Annotated in this window: 18 protein-coding genes; 14 read left to right on the top strand and 4 right to left on the bottom strand. The window is 37.1% G+C overall.

Going from position 1 to position 18,644, the window contains the following annotated elements; all coding sequences use genetic code 11:
* Positions 1-3 precede the first annotated feature (3 nt).
* The 14 genes from ndhC to nuoN are packed head-to-tail and all read left to right on the top strand — an operon-like array spanning position 4 to position 14,588.
* Positions 4-399, top strand: a complete 396-nt coding sequence (gene ndhC / locus DNJ77_RS08155; RefSeq protein WP_204723384.1) for an NADH-quinone oxidoreductase subunit A — start codon at positions 4-6, stop codon at positions 397-399.
* Positions 390-875, top strand: a complete 486-nt coding sequence (locus tag DNJ77_RS08160; RefSeq protein WP_116964499.1) for a NuoB/complex I 20 kDa subunit family protein — start codon at positions 390-392, stop codon at positions 873-875. Before ndhC ends, DNJ77_RS08160 begins: the two co-directional genes overlap by 10 nt.
* A gap of 2 nt (positions 876-877) precedes the next feature.
* Positions 878-1,546 carry an NADH-quinone oxidoreductase subunit C gene (locus tag DNJ77_RS08165; protein ID WP_116964500.1) on the top strand — a complete coding sequence of 223 codons (669 nt, stop codon included), beginning with the start codon at positions 878-880 and terminating at the stop codon, positions 1,544-1,546.
* Between the two features lie 12 nt (positions 1,547-1,558).
* On the top strand, positions 1,559-2,812 hold the full coding sequence (locus tag DNJ77_RS08170) for an NADH-quinone oxidoreductase subunit D (RefSeq protein WP_116964501.1): 1,254 nt from the start codon (positions 1,559-1,561) through the stop codon (positions 2,810-2,812).
* Between the two features lie 13 nt (positions 2,813-2,825).
* Positions 2,826-3,317, top strand: coding sequence for an NADH-quinone oxidoreductase subunit NuoE (gene nuoE / locus DNJ77_RS08175; RefSeq protein ID WP_116964502.1), 492 nt, complete (start codon positions 2,826-2,828; stop codon positions 3,315-3,317).
* A gap of 3 nt (positions 3,318-3,320) precedes the next feature.
* Positions 3,321-4,592: an NADH-quinone oxidoreductase subunit NuoF gene (gene nuoF, locus DNJ77_RS08180; protein ID WP_116964503.1), complete on the top strand. Its 1,272-nt coding sequence runs from the start codon at positions 3,321-3,323 to the stop codon at positions 4,590-4,592.
* A 47-nt stretch (positions 4,593-4,639) separates the two neighbouring features.
* Positions 4,640-7,042, top strand: a complete 2,403-nt coding sequence (gene nuoG / locus DNJ77_RS08185) for an NADH-quinone oxidoreductase subunit NuoG (protein ID WP_157966655.1) — start codon at positions 4,640-4,642, stop codon at positions 7,040-7,042.
* Positions 7,039-8,052 carry an NADH-quinone oxidoreductase subunit NuoH gene (gene nuoH, locus DNJ77_RS08190; RefSeq protein ID WP_116964505.1) on the top strand — a complete coding sequence of 338 codons (1,014 nt, stop codon included), beginning with the start codon at positions 7,039-7,041 and terminating at the stop codon, positions 8,050-8,052. The genes nuoG and nuoH overlap by 4 nt, the downstream gene beginning before the upstream one ends.
* 16 nt (positions 8,053-8,068) lie before the next feature.
* Positions 8,069-8,560: an NADH-quinone oxidoreductase subunit NuoI gene (gene nuoI, locus DNJ77_RS08195; RefSeq protein ID WP_116964506.1), complete on the top strand. Its 492-nt coding sequence runs from the start codon at positions 8,069-8,071 to the stop codon at positions 8,558-8,560.
* An 8-nt stretch (positions 8,561-8,568) separates the two neighbouring features.
* Positions 8,569-9,171 (top strand): NADH-quinone oxidoreductase subunit J, encoded by a 603-nt coding sequence (locus DNJ77_RS08200; protein ID WP_116964507.1) that lies wholly within the window; start codon positions 8,569-8,571, stop codon positions 9,169-9,171.
* The gene (nuoK, locus tag DNJ77_RS08205; protein ID WP_116964508.1) at positions 9,168-9,485 is read left to right on the top strand and encodes an NADH-quinone oxidoreductase subunit NuoK; all 318 of its coding nucleotides are present in this window, start codon (positions 9,168-9,170) and stop codon (positions 9,483-9,485) included. Before DNJ77_RS08200 ends, nuoK begins: the two co-directional genes overlap by 4 nt.
* A gap of 4 nt (positions 9,486-9,489) precedes the next feature.
* Positions 9,490-11,499, top strand: a complete 2,010-nt coding sequence (gene nuoL, locus DNJ77_RS08210) for an NADH-quinone oxidoreductase subunit L (RefSeq protein ID WP_116964509.1) — start codon at positions 9,490-9,492, stop codon at positions 11,497-11,499.
* Positions 11,500-11,523: 24 nt separating this feature from the next.
* A complete protein-coding gene (locus DNJ77_RS08215) occupies positions 11,524-13,137 on the top strand; it encodes a complex I subunit 4 family protein (protein ID WP_116964510.1) in 1,614 nt (537 codons plus the stop codon).
* Between the two features lie 8 nt (positions 13,138-13,145).
* A complete protein-coding gene (gene nuoN / locus DNJ77_RS08220) occupies positions 13,146-14,588 on the top strand; it encodes an NADH-quinone oxidoreductase subunit NuoN (RefSeq protein ID WP_239986777.1) in 1,443 nt (480 codons plus the stop codon).
* 214 nt (positions 14,589-14,802) lie between these two features.
* On the opposite strand, the gene DNJ77_RS08225 is transcribed toward nuoN, so the two are convergent.
* From DNJ77_RS08225 to DNJ77_RS08235, 4 genes are read right to left on the bottom strand one after another with little or no spacing between them, the layout of a single operon-like run.
* Positions 14,803-16,518 carry a protein kinase family protein gene (locus tag DNJ77_RS08225; protein ID WP_116964511.1) on the bottom strand — a complete coding sequence of 572 codons (1,716 nt, stop codon included), beginning with the start codon at positions 16,516-16,518 and terminating at the stop codon, positions 14,803-14,805.
* An 8-nt stretch (positions 16,519-16,526) separates the two neighbouring features.
* Positions 16,527-17,249, bottom strand: a complete 723-nt coding sequence (locus DNJ77_RS08230) for a hypothetical protein (protein WP_116964512.1) — start codon at positions 17,247-17,249, stop codon at positions 16,527-16,529.
* Between the two features lie 3 nt (positions 17,250-17,252).
* Positions 17,253-17,483, bottom strand: a complete 231-nt coding sequence (locus tag DNJ77_RS10045) for a hypothetical protein (protein ID WP_204723381.1) — start codon at positions 17,481-17,483, stop codon at positions 17,253-17,255.
* Positions 17,484-17,537: 54 nt separating this feature from the next.
* Positions 17,538-18,086 carry a vWA domain-containing protein gene (locus tag DNJ77_RS08235; RefSeq protein WP_204723382.1) on the bottom strand — a complete coding sequence of 183 codons (549 nt, stop codon included), beginning with the start codon at positions 18,084-18,086 and terminating at the stop codon, positions 17,538-17,540.
* Positions 18,087-18,644 lie beyond the last annotated feature (558 nt).

The raw sequence follows: 18,644 nt of genomic DNA on the forward strand, positions 1-18,644 counted from the left end.
ATGTTGCAATATAGTGTGTACCATGAGTTTTTACCGATTTTAATCTTTTTTATTATCGCCATATGTATTGCAATCGCAATGGCTGTAGGTGGTAAAGTTCTTTCCATTATCGTTGGAGTACATAAACCTAATCCGGAAAAAAATGCACCTTTTGAGTGTGGGTTCTCTGAGTTTGAAGATGCGCGCATCAAATTTGATGTGCGTTTTTATTTAGTGGCAATACTCTTCTTAGTCTTTGATTTAGAGGTCGCATTTATGATTCCATGGGGGGTGCTTGTCAGGGACAGTGCAGCAGGTGGCATATCTTGGGCTGCTTTTATTGCGATGATGGTTTTCTTATTTATCTTACTCGTAGGTTTTATCTATGAATGGAAAAAAGGAGCGCTAGAATGGGAGTAGAAGAAAACTTAAATAGTAATAAAGGCTTTATTACTGCCAGTGCTGATTCTTTGGTTAACTGGGTGCGCACAGGTTCTTTGTGGCCAGTGACATTTGGTTTGGCTTGTTGTGCGGTTGAAATGATGCATTCAGGTGCATCGCGATATGATCTAGATCGTTTTGGTATTGTATTTCGTCCTAGTCCCCGTCAATCAGATGTGTTAATCGTTGCTGGCACCTTGTGTAATAAAATGGCACCCGCTTTACGTAAAGTATATGAGCAAATGCCAGACCCAAAATGGGTGATTTCGATGGGGTCGTGTGCTAATGGTGGTGGCTATTACCATTATTCTTATTCTGTCGTTAGAGGTTGTGACCGTATTATGCCAGTTGATATTTATGTTCCTGGTTGTCCACCAACCGCGGAAGCACTTATTTATGGTATTATTCAATTGCAAAATAAGATCAAACGAACCAATACGATTGCGAGGAAATAACGATGTCCTTAACGCAGGAATTTATTGATGATTTAACAAAAGACTTTGGTGGAAAGTTAGTCTCTATCACTTATGCTTATGGAGAATTTACTGCTGAGGTTCATAAATCAAACCTGATTAAGGTGATGACGCGTTTAAAGAATATATTTAAGTTTGAACAATTAATCGATATATCAGGCGTGGATTATCTTTGTTATGGTGAAGATGAATGGAAAACAGAAAGTTCTACCAGTACTGGTTTTTCGCGTGGAATGGTAACAGGCGAGCTTTTACACAAAAAACTCAACAAAGGTAAAAAGCGTTTTGCAGTTGTGTATCATTTGATGAGTTTGGCGCTTAATATTCGTCTACGTATTAAAGTATTTTTAGATGAACATGATTTGATGTTGCCCAGCGTAGTTGACATATGGTCTTCAGCAAATTGGAATGAGCGCGAGGCTTTTGACATGTTTGGTTTTGTTTTTATTGGTCATCCTGATTTGCGTCGTATTCTGACTGATTACGGCTTTGTGGGTTACCCCTTTAGAAAAGACTTTCCGCAAAGTGGCTATGTTGAGATGCGTTATGACGAAGTGCAAAAACGTGTGGTGTATGAACCCGTTGAAATTGATCCGCGTATCAACACACCAAAGGTTATCCGTCAAGATAATCGCTATTTAAATGAACAATAATTGAGCGTTGTTATGGCAGAATTTAAAAACTATACAATGAACTTTGGTCCAGTGCATCCAGCCGCACATGGCGTGTTGCGTTTGGTTTTAGAACTAGACGGTGAAGTCGTTGTTCGCGCTGATCCACACATTGGTCTTTTACACCGTGGCACCGAGAAACTTGCAGAATCTAAACCATATAATCAAAGTATTGGCTATATGGATCGCTTAGACTATGTTTCAATGATGTGTAATGAGCATGCCTATGTATTGGCAATTGAAAAGCTTTTGGTTATTGAAGTGCCTAAACGTGCTCAATACATTCGAGTGATGTTTGCCGAGATTACGCGTATTTTAAATCACTTATTGTGGACGGCAGCAAATAGTCTTGACTTAGGTGCAATGACGATGTTCTTATATGCGTTTCGTGAGCGTGAAGACTTGTTTGATTGCTATGAAGCAGTATCAGGAGCAAGAATGCATGCAACTTACTTTCGCCCTGGCGGAGTGGTGCGTGATCTACCGTTGCAAATGCCAAAATATGAGAAATCTCGTTTTACTTCTAAACGTAAACTCAAAGCAATTAATAAAAATCGCCAAGCTTCTCTCTTAGACTTTATTTGGGATTTTACGGAACGCTTTCCAAAATGTATTGATGAGTATGAAAATCTTTTAACCAATAATCGAATTTGGAAGCAGCGTACAGTTGGTATTGGGGTGGTTAGCGCTGAACGAGCAAAAGCATTAGGCTTTGGAGGCCCTATGCTTAGAGCTTCAGGTATCGCCTGGGATTTGCGTAAAAAGCAACCATATGATGTTTATGATGAGGTGGAATTTGATATTCCGATTGGCAGTCATGGTGACTGCTATGATCGTTATTTAGTGCGCATGGCTGAGATGCGTGAATCAAATAAAATCATTCGTCAGTGTGTGAAATGGTTGCGTGAAAACGAAGGACCTGTAATGACGCCAAACCATAAGGTAACACCGCCTAAGCGTGACGAAATGAAAAACGGTATGGAAGCCTTGATTCACCATTTTAAACTGTTCTCCGAAGGCTATTGTGTGCCAGAAGGTGAAGTGTACGTAGGGACAGAGCATCCGAAGGGTGAGTTTGGCATTTATTTAGTATCAGATGGTGCAAATAAACCCTATCGTGTCAAAATACGTGCACCAAGTTTTACTCATTTAAGTTCAATGAATGAAATGTTAAGTGGTCATATGTTGTCAGATGTACCAGCCATTATTGCCACGCAAGATATCGTATTTGGCGATGTAGATAGATAATTGGGATTGCCATATGTTAGAAAAAAAACAAATTTTTCCAGGTCACATTACTGAGTTGCTAGAAAACTGGGAAAAACGTTACCCAAAAGATCAACAAAGATCGGTGATTATTCCAGGTTTGCATATATTGCAGGACCATAACAACGGCTATTTGACGATAGAGCTCATGGATAAATTGGCGCAATATTTGTCTGTTCCTGTAGCACATGTTTATGAAGTGGCAACTTTCTACAGTATGTATGATTTACAAAAAGTAGGTCGGCATAAGCTTAATGTGTGCACAAATTTATCTTGTATGCTCAATGGTGCTAAAAAAATTATGACGCATATTGAAAATCGATTGGGCATCAAAGCAGGTGAAACAACGCCTGACGGGCGTATAACACTTAAGTCTGTTGAGTGCCAAGGTGCTTGCTGTGGTGCGCCCATGCTTGAAGTTGATAAGGTTTTTTATGAAAATCTAACGATCGGAAAAGTTGATCAATTACTAGATTCTTTGGAGTAGCAAATGGCGAATGAAGTTTGTTTTAGAACACTCCACCTTGAGCGACCTTGGTCGCTTAAATCATATGAGTCAGTTGGTGGTTACTCATATTGGAAGAAGATTTTAGATGAGAAAATCCCACCTGAACAGATTATTGAAGAGCTCAAAAAATCTGGACTGCGTGGTCGCGGTGGAGCGGGTTTCCCTGCTGGACTTAAGTGGAGTTTTATGCCACGTAACTTACCAGGGCAAAAATATGTTGTTTGTAATTCAGATGAAGGAGAACCAGGTACGTGCAAAGATCGTGAAATCCTGCGCAACAATCCCCATCAATTGATTGAAGGCATGGCAATTGCAGGTTATGCCACGGGTGCAAGTGTTGGTTACAATTATATTCGTGGTGAGTTTTATGAACCGATTGCACGTTTTGAAGCTGCACTCAATGAAGCAAGAGCGATGGGGTTAATTGGTTTTAACATAAGAAGCTCTGGGATTGATTTTAACCTTTATTGTTCCATTGGAGCAGGTGCCTATATTTGTGGTGAAGAAACTGCACTTTTAAACTCCTTAGAGGGTAAGAAAGGTCAGCCTCGATTTAAGCCACCATTTCCTGCGAATAAAGGCTTATATGGTTGTCCGACTAATATCAATAATACTGAAACCTATGCTTCAGTTCCACCGATTCTAGAACATGGTGGAGAGTGGTTTCAGAAACTCGGTACTGAGAAAAGTGGTGGTACCAAGCTTTTTTGTGTATCAGGTCACGTTAATCAACCAGGGGTATTTGAGGTAGGCTTAGGTATTCCATTTAAAGACTTGTTGGCAATGGCAGGTGGTGTTCGTAGTGGTAAAAAGATTAAAGCAGTTATTCCAGGTGGAAGTTCCTGTAAAATTTTGACGGGTGAAGAAATGCTTGCACTGACGATGGACTATGAAGCAATTGCTCAGGCAGGCTCTATGCTGGGATCAGGTGCGGTAGTCGTCTTAGATGAAGATACGTGCATGGTTGAGCTTCTAGCACGGTTGGCCGATTTTTATTATGAAGAATCATGTGGTCAGTGTACCCCATGTAGAGAAGGGACAGGTTGGATGGCGCGTACACTTGAGCGAATATTGCACGGTGAAGGCAGATTAGAGGATATTAATAACTTGATTCGTGTGGCCTCCAATATTGAAGGAAATACGATTTGTGGTTTGGGTGATGCAGCAGCTTGGCCGGTCCAAAGTTACCTTAAGAAATTCAGACATGAATTTGAATATATGATTGAGAATAAACGTAGTATTGTCGCGGTTTAGATAATTTTGAGTAAGAAGAATTTAAAGTAAAGTTAAGGGTGAGTCCCGTGTCAGAAAAAGAAACACCAAAACAATTGAGCATTGAAATAAATGGTCAAAACTATCTAGCACATCCTGGTGAGATGGTCATTCAGGTGGCAGATAGGCATGGTATTTATATTCCACGTTTTTGCTATCATAAAAAGCTTTCAATTGCAGCAAATTGCAGAATGTGTTTAGTAGAAATAGCAGGTGCCAGAAAGCCGTCTCCAGCATGTGCAACGCCAATCATGGATGGTATGAAAATATTCACAAAATCACCTACAACGATTGCATATCAGAAGAGCGTGATGGAGTTTCTGCTAATTAATCATCCATTGGATTGTCCGATTTGCGATCAAGGTGGTGAATGTGAACTGCAAGATATCGCAATGGGTTATGGTAGTGATGCTTCTAAGTATAGTGAAACCAAACGTGCCTTTGATGATCCAAGTTTAGGTCCATTGGTGGCAACCGATATGACGCGTTGTATTCAGTGTACGCGTTGTGTGCGATTTGGTGAGGAAATAGCAGGGGATAAGGAATTAGGTGCAATGGGGCGTAGCGATCACATGGAGATTAGCACTTATGTTGCAAAAACAGTCAACTCTGAGTTATCAGGTAATATCATCGATCTGTGTCCAGTTGGTGCGTTGACCTCTAAACCATTTAGATTTAATGCTCGTGCATGGGAATTACTGCAGTACTCAACGATTTCGGGTGCAGATGCAGTGGGTGCTAATATTTATGCGCATGTAAGACGCAATCAAATTATGCGTGTGATACCAAAAGAAAATGATGAATTAAATGAAACTTGGCTTGCCGACAAAGATCGTTTTTATTATACAGGCGTTTATAGTGAAGATCGTGTGACTTCACCAATCATTAAGAAAAATGGACATTGGATCGAAGTATCATGGGAAGAAGCGCTTGATTTTGTGAAGGTTGCAATTGAGCACACAAAAGAAAATGAAGGTGTTAATACCATTTCAGCCTTAGCATCTGAGTCAGCAACAACAGAAGAATTGTATCTATTGCAAAAGCTCATTCGTAAACTTGGTTCGAATAACATTGAAACACGCTTAAAACAAGGATCAAATGCTAAAAAATTACATACAGGAGTCGGTTTTGATTGCAGTTTTGCGGAGATTGAACAATCGGATGCAATTTTATTGCTTGGAAGTTACTTGCGCAAGGAAATCCCATTAATTAATCATCGCGTGCACAAAGCAGCAAAAAATGGTGCTAAGGTGTTAGCTATAAATAGCCAATATTACAGCTTTAATTATGAAATTCAAACCACATGTGTAGAAGCCAATGAATTCGTTTATGCTTTAGCAAGTTTGGTTAAAGCAATTGCCCAAAAGGTTGCTACCCCAATTCAGTCTGAAACTGTAAAATCAGTTATTGATGCAATTGAGGTTTTCCCTGAAATTGAACACATTGCAGCTGAGCTTGGATGTTGTAAGAATCCTTTACTGATATTAGGTTTTGATGCTATTTTAAATAAGGATTTTGCTGAAATTTATGCACTTTTCTTTGAGCTTAAACATTTACTTAATGCTAAAGGTGGTGTGTTGAGTATGGGGGCAAATAGCAAAGGCGCACTTTTAGCAGGTGCCTCAGTAGATTACTCACCAGGTGGCGAAGAAAATCTGCAACATGGTTTAGCTCTACATGATATGTTGAGTAGTAAAACTAAGCTTATGCTAAGCTTTGGCATTGAGCCTGAGTTAGATTGTATTGCTGGTAGTAAAGTGCTAAATGCATTAAAAGAGATTGATATCGTGGTTGCTTTCTCTGCTTATGCTAATGAAGCCATGCGTGAATATGCTGATATTATTTTACCAATCACAACGCACTTTGAAACCGATGGTTCATTTGTGAATATTAATGGTCAAACCCAGCGCTTTAAAGCGGTAATATCTCCATATGAAGATAGTAAACCATTGTGGAAGGTACTGCGTGTATTAAGTAATTTATTAGCTATAGAAGGTTTTGATTACCAGACGTTAGATGAGGTTTATGCTGAGTATGCAGCCATTGAAAAAGTAGCACCTGTGCCGGTTATAGATGATTATTTAAAGAATGGATTGCCAAATTTGGCAGAAGGTTATTCGATTTTACCAACTGTTTCAATGTATAGTACATCAAGCACATTAAGGCGTGCGAAGCCATTGCAGAATACTCAAGATGCGATGTACTATAAAGCGGTAAGGTTGTCAGCTAAGTTTGCTGTAGATAAAGGTATCGTTGACCAAACTGAAGTAAGCATTGGTATATCTGATCAATTTTACCAATTACCGATTGTGATAGATGAAAATTTAGCTCAAAACACGATAGTAATTCCGTTCCAACTTCTGCCTCCTTGTAGTAAAAATTTAGCAAATGTTACAATTGCTGTAGTTAAAAATGAAGTGGTGGACATATGATTTTAGATATTATTTGGATCGTTTTGAAGATTTTATTGATAGTCATCCCATTGATACTTGTTGTTGCTTATTACACTTATGCTGAACGTAAAGTGATCGGTTATATGCAGGATCGTATAGGTCCAAATAGAGTGGGTTCGTTTGGTCTTTTACAGCCAATTGTTGATGCAATTAAGCTTTTATTAAAAGAGATTATTATTCCTGCGAAATCAAACCGATATTTATTTTTTATTGCGCCGATGTTGGCTTTTGCTCCAGCTTATACTGCTTGGGCGGTTGTGCCATTTGGTCAAGGAGTTGTGTTAGCAAATATTAATGCAGGTGTGCTATATATTTTGGCGATGACTTCCATTGCAGTATATGGGGTGATTATTGCCGGCTGGGCTTCTAACTCGAAATATGCGATGTTTGGAGCATTACGTGCGGCAGCGCAAGTGGTCTCATATGAACTTGCAATGGGCTTTGCGATTATTGGTGTGCTGATTGCTGCTGGCTCCTTGAACCTAAGCACGATTGTCGAAACGCAAAAAGGGGGCTTTTGGCATTGGTATTTTATTCCACTTTTCCCGCTTTTCATTATTTATTTTATTGCAGGAGTCGCTGAAACTGGGCGTGCGCCATTTGATGTGATTGAGGGGGAGTCTGAAATTGTAGCGGGTCACCATGTCGAATACTCAGGTGCACGCTTTGCGCTATTCTTCTTGGCAGAATATGCCAATATGATTTTGATCAGCTTATTAACAGCTGTTTTTTTCCTAGGCGGCTGGATGTCACCATTTGAGCAGATTCCGGTGTTGGATAAATTCTTTAACTTTGTGCCGGGTATAATTTGGCTATTCTTAAAGACAGGGGTATTTATGTTTATGTATCTTTGGATTCGTGCTACTTTTCCAAGATACCGTTATGATCAATTAATGCGTTTGGGTTGGAAGATTTTTATTCCAGTTACCCTAGTATGGGTAATTGTAGTTGCTTTCATGGTTAAACTTGGCTTAAGCCCTTGGTGGTAGGAGAGGAGGTTTAGATATGTTTAAAACAATTAAACGTTATTGTCAGACTTTCTTGCTGTGGGAGTTAGTAAAAGGTCTTAAGATTACAGGTAAGCATCTTTTTACGCGCAAGGTAACCGTGCAATATCCTGATGAAAAAACACCACAATCAGGTCGTTTTCGTGGTTTACATGCTTTACGTCGTTATGAAAATGGTGAAGAGCGTTGTATTGCATGTAAATTGTGTGAAGTGGTATGTCCTGCTTTGGCAATTACAATAGAAGCAGCGCCGCGCAAAGATGGTTCAAGGCGCACCACAAAATATGAAATTGACTTATTTAAATGTATTTTTTGTGGCTTGTGCGAAGAATCTTGTCCTGTCGATTCTATTGTTGAAACACGTATATTTGAGTATCACTTTGAGAATCGTGGTGAAAATATCATGACAAAAGCAAAACTGTTGGCAATTGGAGATCAGTATGAACAGGAGATTGCCAGGGATCGTGAAGTGGACAAGGCATTTAGATAGGAGCCAAGATGAGCGTTAACATTATATTTTACGTTTTTGCAACCCTCACTGTTTTAGGTGCTTTGCTGGTGATTAGTGCTAAAAACCCAGTGCGAGCAGTGATTGCTAAGGTATTTACTTTCTTTGCAGCAGCGGGGGTGTGGTTAACTATGCAACAAGAATACTTGGCTTTACTTTTAATCGTTGTTTATGTCGGTGCGGTTTTGGTTATGTTCTTGTTTGTGGTGATGATGCTTGATATCGATATCATCATTAAGCAAAAAAAGCTTGTTTTCTATTGGCCGATTGTAATTGTGCTTTGTGTTTGTTTGGCTGTGTTGATTTCAATTGTGGCGACACATACGTTTAGCGGTAAAGTGCTCACAGGGGGATTAGGTACAGTTGAAAACCTAGGACGTGAGCTGTTTTCTGATAAATATCTCTATACTTTTGAGCTTGCAGGTATGATTTTGTTAGCTGCAATGGTTGCGGCTATCACGCTTACTTTCCGTGGTAAAAAACCAGGTAATAAATCTATGAACCCCGCATTACAAATCAAAACTCAGGCTAAAGATCGTTTGACAATGGTTAAAATGAAGTCTGAAAAGACTAATAAGGGAGAACCTAAATGACAAGTATTCCTGTGCCCTTAACGCATTATCTTATTTTTAGTGCCATTATTTTTTCACTGAGTGTTGCTGGTATTATCATCAATCGTCGTAACTTGTTGATCTTATTGATGTCAATAGAGTTAATGTTATTGGCGATAAATACGAATTTTATTGCCTTTTCAAGTATGCTAAAGCAAAACACAGGTGAGGTGTTTGTATTCTTCATTTTAACTGTTGCAGCAGCAGAAGCAGCGATTGGTTTAGCGATTGTTGTGGTGTTATTTAGAACACGTAAGACAATTGATGTTGGTCAACTTAATACACTAAAAGGTTAGGTCAATGGGTATTGATTTTATTATTGCTATCATCATTTTGGCGCCAGCATTTGGTGCAATTGCGGCGGGCTTTTTTGCTAAGAAAGTCCAGCCTATTGGTGTGAATTGCATTACCATTGGCTTGGTTGGGTTGTCGTTTATTCTAAGTGTGGTCTTAGCTTTAGGCGTGTATCTAAATAATGCTGTTTATACAGCAACTTATTTTAACTGGGCTCTTTTTCCAAGTTTAGGCATGAAAGTAAGCTTCACTGTCGATAGACTTTCTGCTTTTATGATGGTGATTGTGACTTTCGTATCAGCTTTAGTCCATATCTATTCAGTTGGTTATATGCGTGGTGAAGCAGGTTATGCGCGCTTCTTTGCTTACATTTCAGGCTTTACTTTTGCTATGTTGTGCTTAGTCATGGGTAATAACTTTTTATTACTTTTCTTTGGTTGGGAAGGTGTTGGTCTATTCTCGTATTTGCTTATTGGTTATTACTTTGATAAAGACTCAGCCAATGAGGCAAGTTTACGTGCATTTATTATTAATCGGGTTGGTGACCTTGGCTTTTTATTAGGCATTGCTGCGGTCATTTACTACTGCAATTCCATTGATTATAGTACGGTGTTCACTACTATAGCCAATTTGGATAATAACCAAGTGATTTCCTTTTTAGGCATGAAGTTTAGTCCAATTACCTTAATGTGCGTGCTGTTGTTTGTTGGTGCAATGGGTAAATCAGCTCAGTTTCCATTACATACCTGGTTAGAAGGCTCAATGGAGGGTCCAACACCAATTTCTGCTTTGATCCATGCTGCAACGATGGTAACAGCAGGGGTGTTTATGGTAGCGCGCTTATCTCCGATGTTTGTTCACTCGACAACGGCTTTAAGCTTTGTGATGATTATTGGCGCCATTACGTGTTTGTTTATGGGGTTGATTGCAATTGTGCAGATGGATATTAAGCGCGTTATTGCTTATTGTACATTATCTCAATTGGGTTATATGATGGTTGCTCAAGGCGCATCGGGTTTTTCAATCGGTATGTTCCATTTAATGACCCATGCGATGTTTAAAGCTTTACTATTTTTGGCAGCAGGTTCGGTGATTGTTGCGCTTCATCACGAGCAAGATATGCGTAAAATGGGTGGATTGCGGAAATACATGCCTATTACCTATATTTGTATGATCATTGGTGGTTGGGCGCTTGCAGCTATCCCTCCATTTGCAGGTTTTTTCTCAAAAGATTTAATCATTGAAACAGCAGAAATCACTACTTTACCTGGTCATGAATTTGCGTATTATTTAGTATTGGCATGTGCATTTGTTACTCCATTCTATACTTTTAGAATGATTTTTATGACTTTTCATGGTCAGCCAAGAATGGACGCGCATACTAAGGCACATATAAAGGAATCACCTTGGAGTATTTTGATTCCACTTATTTTGCTAGCCATTCCATCGATTTTTATGGGTATGTTGTTCTTTGAACTAGCGTTAACACCAAATACAGCTAATTCAGACGGGTTCTTTGGCAATACTATTGCGCAATATATGCAACCGCAATTAGGTAACATGACCGTAATTAGCGTATTGGCAGAAGAAGCAATAACGAAAACACCTTGGGACTACATTATGCACTCCCTGCATACTGCTCCTTTTTGGTTAGCAGTCTTAGCTTTGATTCTAGCCTATATCTTTTATGTTTTGATGCCAAATATTCCAAAGACACTCGCCAACGTACGCTCAGGTATGGGTATTTTGCATTATGTGTTAGTAAAAAAATACTTTATTGATGAACTGTATGACTTGGTGTTTGTTAAAGGTACGAGGTTATTGAGTAAATTTTTATGGGTTGTCGTTGATATCTTTATGATCGATAAAATTGCTGTGCAAGGTAGTGCAAATTTAATTTATTTCACTGGTAAGAAACTGACCAAGGTTCAGCGTGGTTATTTGTTTGATTATGCGTTGGTGCTTTTGATCGGTGTATTGGCATTAATCACATGGCTTATTTTTTGGGTAAACTAGGGCATTTAGAGGAAAGTTAATATTATGTTTATAACTCATTATTTACTGAGTTTACTAATTTGGGTGCCGGTTATTGGCGGCTTTATTGTGCTTGCGGCAAAATCTCCTGATGGCAAGAAAGAAGCAGCGCGTTGGACGGCACTGGCAGTGGCGGTGATAACGCTTCTATTGTGTATTCCTTTATATCTTGAGTTTGATCCAACCACTGCACAAATGCAGTTTGTTGAGCGTGTACGTTGGTTTAGTTTGTTTGCTAATAAAGATGCCGTTTATTACTATCTTGGTGTAGACGGTTTTTCTGTATTGTTTATTATTTTGACAAGTTTCACCAACCTTGTAATTGTGCTGGCGGCTTGGCATAGTATCAAGGTGCGTTTAAGACAGTACATGGCGATCTTTTTGATTACAACAGGCTTAACCAATGCTGTTTTTATGGCACAGGATACTATGCTTTTCTATATTTTCTGGGAAGCATTATTAATTCCAACAACTCTGGGTATTGGTATTTGGGGCGGTAAGAAAAAGGCCTATGCAGCTCTTAAATACTTTTTGTATACCTTTGCAGGTTCTATCTTCTTATTGCTTGCGTTTTTATACATACAACGACAAGTAGCCGCTTTGCCCACTAGCTCACTTGTGGATAGTGGCACGTTCTCGATCCAAAACTTTATCTTCTGGGCAACGGAAGTTAATAACATAGGGCAATTGATCAATATTACGCTAACGACGCAATTGCTATTGTTCGGTGCATTTTTCTTGGCTTTTGCCGTTAAAATACCGATGTGGCCGTTTCATTCATGGTTACCAGATGCGCATTCAGAAGCACCCGCGGGTGGTTCGGTTGTTTTGGCTGCTTTGATGTTAAAGCTAGGTGCATATGGTTTCCTACGCTTTGTGTTGCCTCTGATTCCAGCAGTTACTGCTATGTTGGATTGGTTTTTAATTGTTATGTCCCTCATTGCTATTGTATACGTTGGGATTGTTGCAATTGCTCAAACTGATTTTAAACGCTTAATTGCTTACTCATCCATCTCACATATGGGATTAGTGACATTGGCAATGTTTTCGATCTTTCTTTTAGTAAAAAATAATCCAGATCACATGCTTGGAATGGCGGATGCGCAGTTTGCCATTCAAGGTGCGGTGTTTCAGATGATTGCTCACGCTTTTTCGTCAGGTGGAATGTTTATTGGTTGTGGTTATTTATATTTACGGATGCAAACACGTAATATTGCTGATTTTCAAGGTGTTGCCCGTTCAATGCCAATATTTGCGACTTTTTTTATGTTATTTTGTTTAGCAAACGTCGGACTCCCAGGCACAAGTGGTTTTGTCGGTGAGTTTTTAATTATTTTAGCTGTGTTTAAATATTCTCCTTGGGTGGCACTGTTAGCAGGATTGACACTTATCATTGCACCTGCTTATACGCTTTGGATGTATAAGAGGGTGTTCTTTGGTAAAGTAGTAACCACACAAGTGGCGACACTTAAAGATATTTCTGGACTTGAGATTTTTGTGCTTGTGTTGTTGGCAATACCAACGATTTTGTTTGGTGTTTATCCTGAGCCGATTTTACAACTTTCTTCTGCGGCTTCAACGCATATCATCCAAGCTGCACATGCGATAACGATAGGATAAGATTAAATATGATGTTAGCAAATATTATCACTGTATTACCTGAAATTACCTTGAGTATTGGCGCACTTGTAGTGATGTTATCTGACTTGTTTTGGGGCAAGAGAGTTAAGAATATCGCCTATATTTTGACTCAGTTATTTTTAATTATTGCGTCTTGGATTTTATTGAAGTCTTTGTTAAGCCACGTCCATGTCGGTTTTGAAGGGCAAACTCTATCCAACGAACTAACTTTTGTATTGCAAGAAGTTATTGTGTTAGTTGCGTTTTTCGTGTTTATCTATTGTAAAGAATACATAGAAGATAGGCAGTTACCGCAAGGTGAGTTTTATGTGTTAGCACTTTTGTCTATTTTGGGGGCGCTGGTGTTAACTTCAGCACATAGTTTATTAACTATTTACATTGGATTAGAGCTTTTATCTTTACCGCTTTATGCACTTCTTGCGATTCGCCGCGGATTTGCTAAAGGTGCTGAAGCAGCAATTAAATACTTTGTATTAGGAGCGATAGCATCAGGCTTGTTATTATATGGAATGTCGTTTATCTATGGTATTACTGGCAGTCTGGATTTAACTGAAATTGGTAAATACCTTACCAATCCAACAGCTGCACATATGGATATCGTGTTAATCGCTATGGTATTAATGATTACAACGGCTACTTTTAAGCTTGGAGCTGTGCCTTTTCATATGTGGGTACCAGATGTTTATGAAGGCTCACCTAATGCAGTGACTGCTTTTTTAGCGTCAGTACCAAAAGTTGCCGCTTTTGCAATGCTTGTTAATATTCTAATGATTGCAATGCCAGCACAATCCTTTGCCTGGACAAAAGTATTAATGGTATTGGCAGTGATTTCGATCTTCTTTGGTAACTTGATGGCGCTAGCCCAGAAGAACCTTAAGCGTTTATTAGGTTATTCCACGATTTCGCACGTCGGATTTGTGTTGTTAGCGCTTATTTTGAATCCCACTGCTTTTGCGGTATCAACTGCATTATTTTATGTTATCATCTATGTACTTATGTCAGCAGCAGCTTTTGGTGTACTTATCGTATTGAGTGTTAAAGGTAATGATGTTGAAAACCTAGGTGACTTTGCAGGACTGAACCGTCGTAATCCGTGGATTGCCTTTCTAATGTTGATCGTCATGTTTTCAATGGCAGGTATTCCACCGTTATCAGGTTTTACAGCTAAGCTTTTTGTGATTATGGGCTTGGTTGATACAGGGCATCTAGGTTTGGCTATTTATGCACTTATCATGTCTGTCATTGCTGCATATTATTATTTACGTGTTATTAAAGTGATGTACTTTGAGTTACCTAAAAACCAGACCCCTGTTTATGCCAATAAAGTTACTTTGTTTGGCTTGAGTATTAACACCGGACTGATTTTACTATTAGGGGTATTCCCAGCACTTCTTGTTACACTTATTACACCAATTTATATGCTGTTTTGATTTTTATTATTAGGAGTATTTCTAGCACTATAGAGTCCTAACTTTCTATCTTAACTTTACTTTAAGTTGTTTCAGTAATTACCAGTGATGTATAGTCATTCTAATAAATATTCACATTATCCAATCTATATTTCAAAATGGTTATCATAAGATATAGGATAGATTTGACACTTAGAAATTTAAAATGTTAGATGTGGTCTGTGGAGCGCTTACATTAAGCCAACCAAAAGAAAATTACTATGGCTATACAGATCGTAATGAAAAAGAAAATCTTAGTAGAATTGTCATCAATATTTTTTCTTTCCAATGGTTTATTTACTGAGCTTTTAGTATTTAATTTAGATAATGAATTATGAGAATTGTTAGAACTGAAAGGTGATTTCTGACCAAAATGAGTATTACGGTTTCCATTATTTTTAATAGTAGATTGACTAACAGTTTGTGGTTTATTTATTGTGTTTTTCATCGATTTTATATCATTTAATAAACTAATGTTTTTATTTGATTGTTGTGGAAATGAAGTAATCTTACTTATTGTTTTATCATGATTTTTAATATGCTTTAAATCATCTAAAATACCTTTATTATTATCCTTAATATTAGGAATTACAGCTTTAGTTTTATTTAATCGAAACTTTGCATCTTGTTCATTCATAATAAATAGCTGGTTAATATTTTTAAGCTCCATTTGTATTTGATTAGGTGCGCTTTTATGAGTTAAGAACATCCCACTAACACTTATCCATTTTGAAACTAAGTTATCTAAACTACCAACTCTTTTAATATCATTAGGTGTACAATTCCATACTACTATTTTTATCATTTTTTTTCCTTTAGAATAGGAGCTAAAATTTAAAAAAACGTATGGTTGATTAATTGTTGTCGTGCCTGATTTGTAGTTATGTATTTTCCCAATTAATTCTACTTTAGTTCCAATCAAAGAATATGCTAGATTATAATCGGTAGCATCAACCACTGGAAATGCTGCAATATAATTCTTTTCACTAAATGGAGTTAATGAATGATTGCTAGTAGGAATGTTGCAACCATTTAAAAAATCGCTAAGAGTTGGTATTGATAGATAAGAGCTTTTGCAGATAGACATAAACCATTTAGCTTTATCCTCTAACTCATTTATTCTTAAAATACTATTGAAAATTTTAGAAGATTCTGGATCTCTAAAATCATTAGCCTTAAATACAATTGCATCACCTGAAGCACTTTCATTCCATATATCAGGTCTTTTTTGTAACACGTCTATTGCTAGAGAAAGTGATATAAATGAGAATCTATCAAGTTTGTTATCATAAGGGTTTATTTTTTCTCTTTCTGGATGTTGAAAGTTTCGCTGCCCAAGTTCAGCACTACCTAAATTTTTTATACCTTCAAAAAACATTCCATCATAATCTATTAATTTCACAGAGTAGTCAGAACTATTCACAATAAGATTATCAATTTGAATATCTCCATGTGCTATATTATTTTTTTCTAAAAATATATTTAAACCCAATAATGATTGATTAAGTTTTATTAAAGCACTTGGATTATTTAGATTGTTCTCAATAAATTCACCAAGGGTTTCTCCATTAGCCCAATCCATTTTTATAATTGGGTATTTTTTCCCTTTTACTAATATGCCATTAGCTATAAAATCAAAATTAAGAAAATAATTTGAATTTAGTTTGTTAATATTTTTAGATATTTCCGCATAACGTGCTTCAAGTGATTTCGATTCTTTATGAAAGCAGCGAATTGCATATTTTTTGTGATTATATTGAGCTATGTATGTTAATGCAAATCCACCACATAATGCTAATGGAACTCCTAATCCAGTTTTTTTGAAAATAGCATATTTAAGCTCATGATCACTAAAACATCCTTTAGGATTTTGTAATGCTTCTTGGTAATTTTCAAGGCTTGGATAAGGCATAAGTAATCCTAAAGTTTAAGACTAATTAAAGTTGTATCATCTAGTCTAATGGAGTTATTTTTTCTATTATGCTCTATTAAATTCAAAAAGCTTTCTGTATCTTCTATTTCTAAAAGTTGACTCCATTCAGATGTATTATTTCTTTCATACATTTTTAAAAACCATTCACCTAAAGCATCAGACATAACTAAAATATGTGGAAATTCAAAATGCTGTAAGTCCCATACTCCTGTGTTAATTTCACTAATAACGTCATCATTACTAAAACTGTCATATTTACTTTCAGATGCTAACAATAAAGGTCGATGAGAGAACTCACAAGATTCAAGATAATGAAAAGTATTAATTTTCACATTGCCATCAAAAAGGATAGCTATACAATCGCCAATAGATAATAATTCAACTTTCTTTTTATCTTCATCAAAAGTAAGACCTAGTAAAGTTGAAAAACTACCCCGGCTATATGATGCTAATTTAGACCAACTAAAGTCAGATTTATCAAATTGAATAGAATAATTAAATCTGGCTTTTTCAAGCCATTCGGCATTGATGCATTCTGATTCAATATACTGATTAGCCAATACAGTTGCCCATTCTTTTGCCGCAAATGATTCACTGGCACCATCGCATAGTACAACCTTTTTATTGTCATAATTTATACAGAACACATCTTCATTACTTGAAAATTCAGTGGATTCTTTAGGAATTGTTCCTTGAAATTTAACTTTCATGTTTTATCTTAATTGACTAGCTCTAGTTCCAATATCAAAGAAATCAACTATTTCAGGTGCATCAGCATTAAACATAAATCCTCTAGATTCAGCAGATACATGATGCCCCTTATTTTGAGCAAATCTAACTAAGTGTTCTGGTAATTGGCTAGACATTTTAAATAACATTTTAGCAAATTGATCGGGTAGATTATGATCATGAGATGGAAATCTTATTGCATCATCTTTAAGCATACTTATATGAATATTAAGTAATAAAACTTGTCCATCTTTCGTAGATATTTGCCGTCATTTATCGGCAACACATGATGGATCACCATCATTTGATTCACCATCTGTGAGATGTAATATAGTAGGGGGATATGTGTCTAGATGTATATCGCACCAATTCACTAATTCTTCAGCCACTTTAGTTAGACCTGCACACATAGGAGTTCCTCCGGATGCTTCAGGCTCAAACCATACTGGAAAGTGAATTTCTTGTTCAATTATACCGCCTGCACCATCATCTTCTTTTTTAAGTCTCTTTTCAATTCTAACTGGATTAGCTTCGATCTTTGAAATAGGTTGCATTATTTGATTACCAAGATCACCAGATAAACCATTTCTAACTTCACCATCACCATAGCCAATAACTCCAACGTGGAAATAATCTCTAGTGCCGTCAGATTTTGTACAACGTGTAATAAGATTCATTAATGTTCTGTTTAATGCATCAGAAACAAACTCAGCCTTACTCTTCCCAGAACTCATTTTATCTGTCATTGATAAAGATTGATCAATTAAAAAAATAAAGGCAGTTGGGTTAGTTCTACTAATTTCTGCTTGATACATCATATTAACCTCCATATTTATAAGCTGCCATATATCATACAAAATTTACAATTATTTGTAATCCTATATTATGCAGTTTGATGTGAATGATTCAAAATCCACAACCGCGATTATGATTTTTTGACTTTTTAAAGTTTGCTGATTTCGACTGTGTAATCTATTGTTCTATTATTCTCTTATCATCCATAATTTCTGTTATCTGTGGTGAGTTTTTATGAATATGGTGATCCCAAAATAAACCCTACTTATGTAATAGTGCCAATTGTTATCAAAAGTTTATGAAATGAATGTCATATAGTTTAGAACTGAGAAAGCAAAGCGCTTTTATGTCCTTCATTTGTATGAACAAGCCATAACGAGTGAGTGGTTTAACCAATAGCTTGAAATACGACAAAATTACTTGGTGTTAGCATTGATCAACGTAAAACAACAACTCTTTACAACAAAGCATTACAGCGATACTGGAATTTTAAGATACCATCTGTATTTGAGGTAAAGTGAATGTAAGGAAACCTTAGATGATTAAAAGTGTTGTTCTAAAGTATCTTCAAGCGACACTTT

Origin of the sequence: Fastidiosibacter lacustris (genome assembly GCF_003428155.1) — a bacterium.
Classification (GTDB): Bacteria; Pseudomonadota; Gammaproteobacteria; order Francisellales; family Francisellaceae; genus Caedibacter; species Caedibacter lacustris.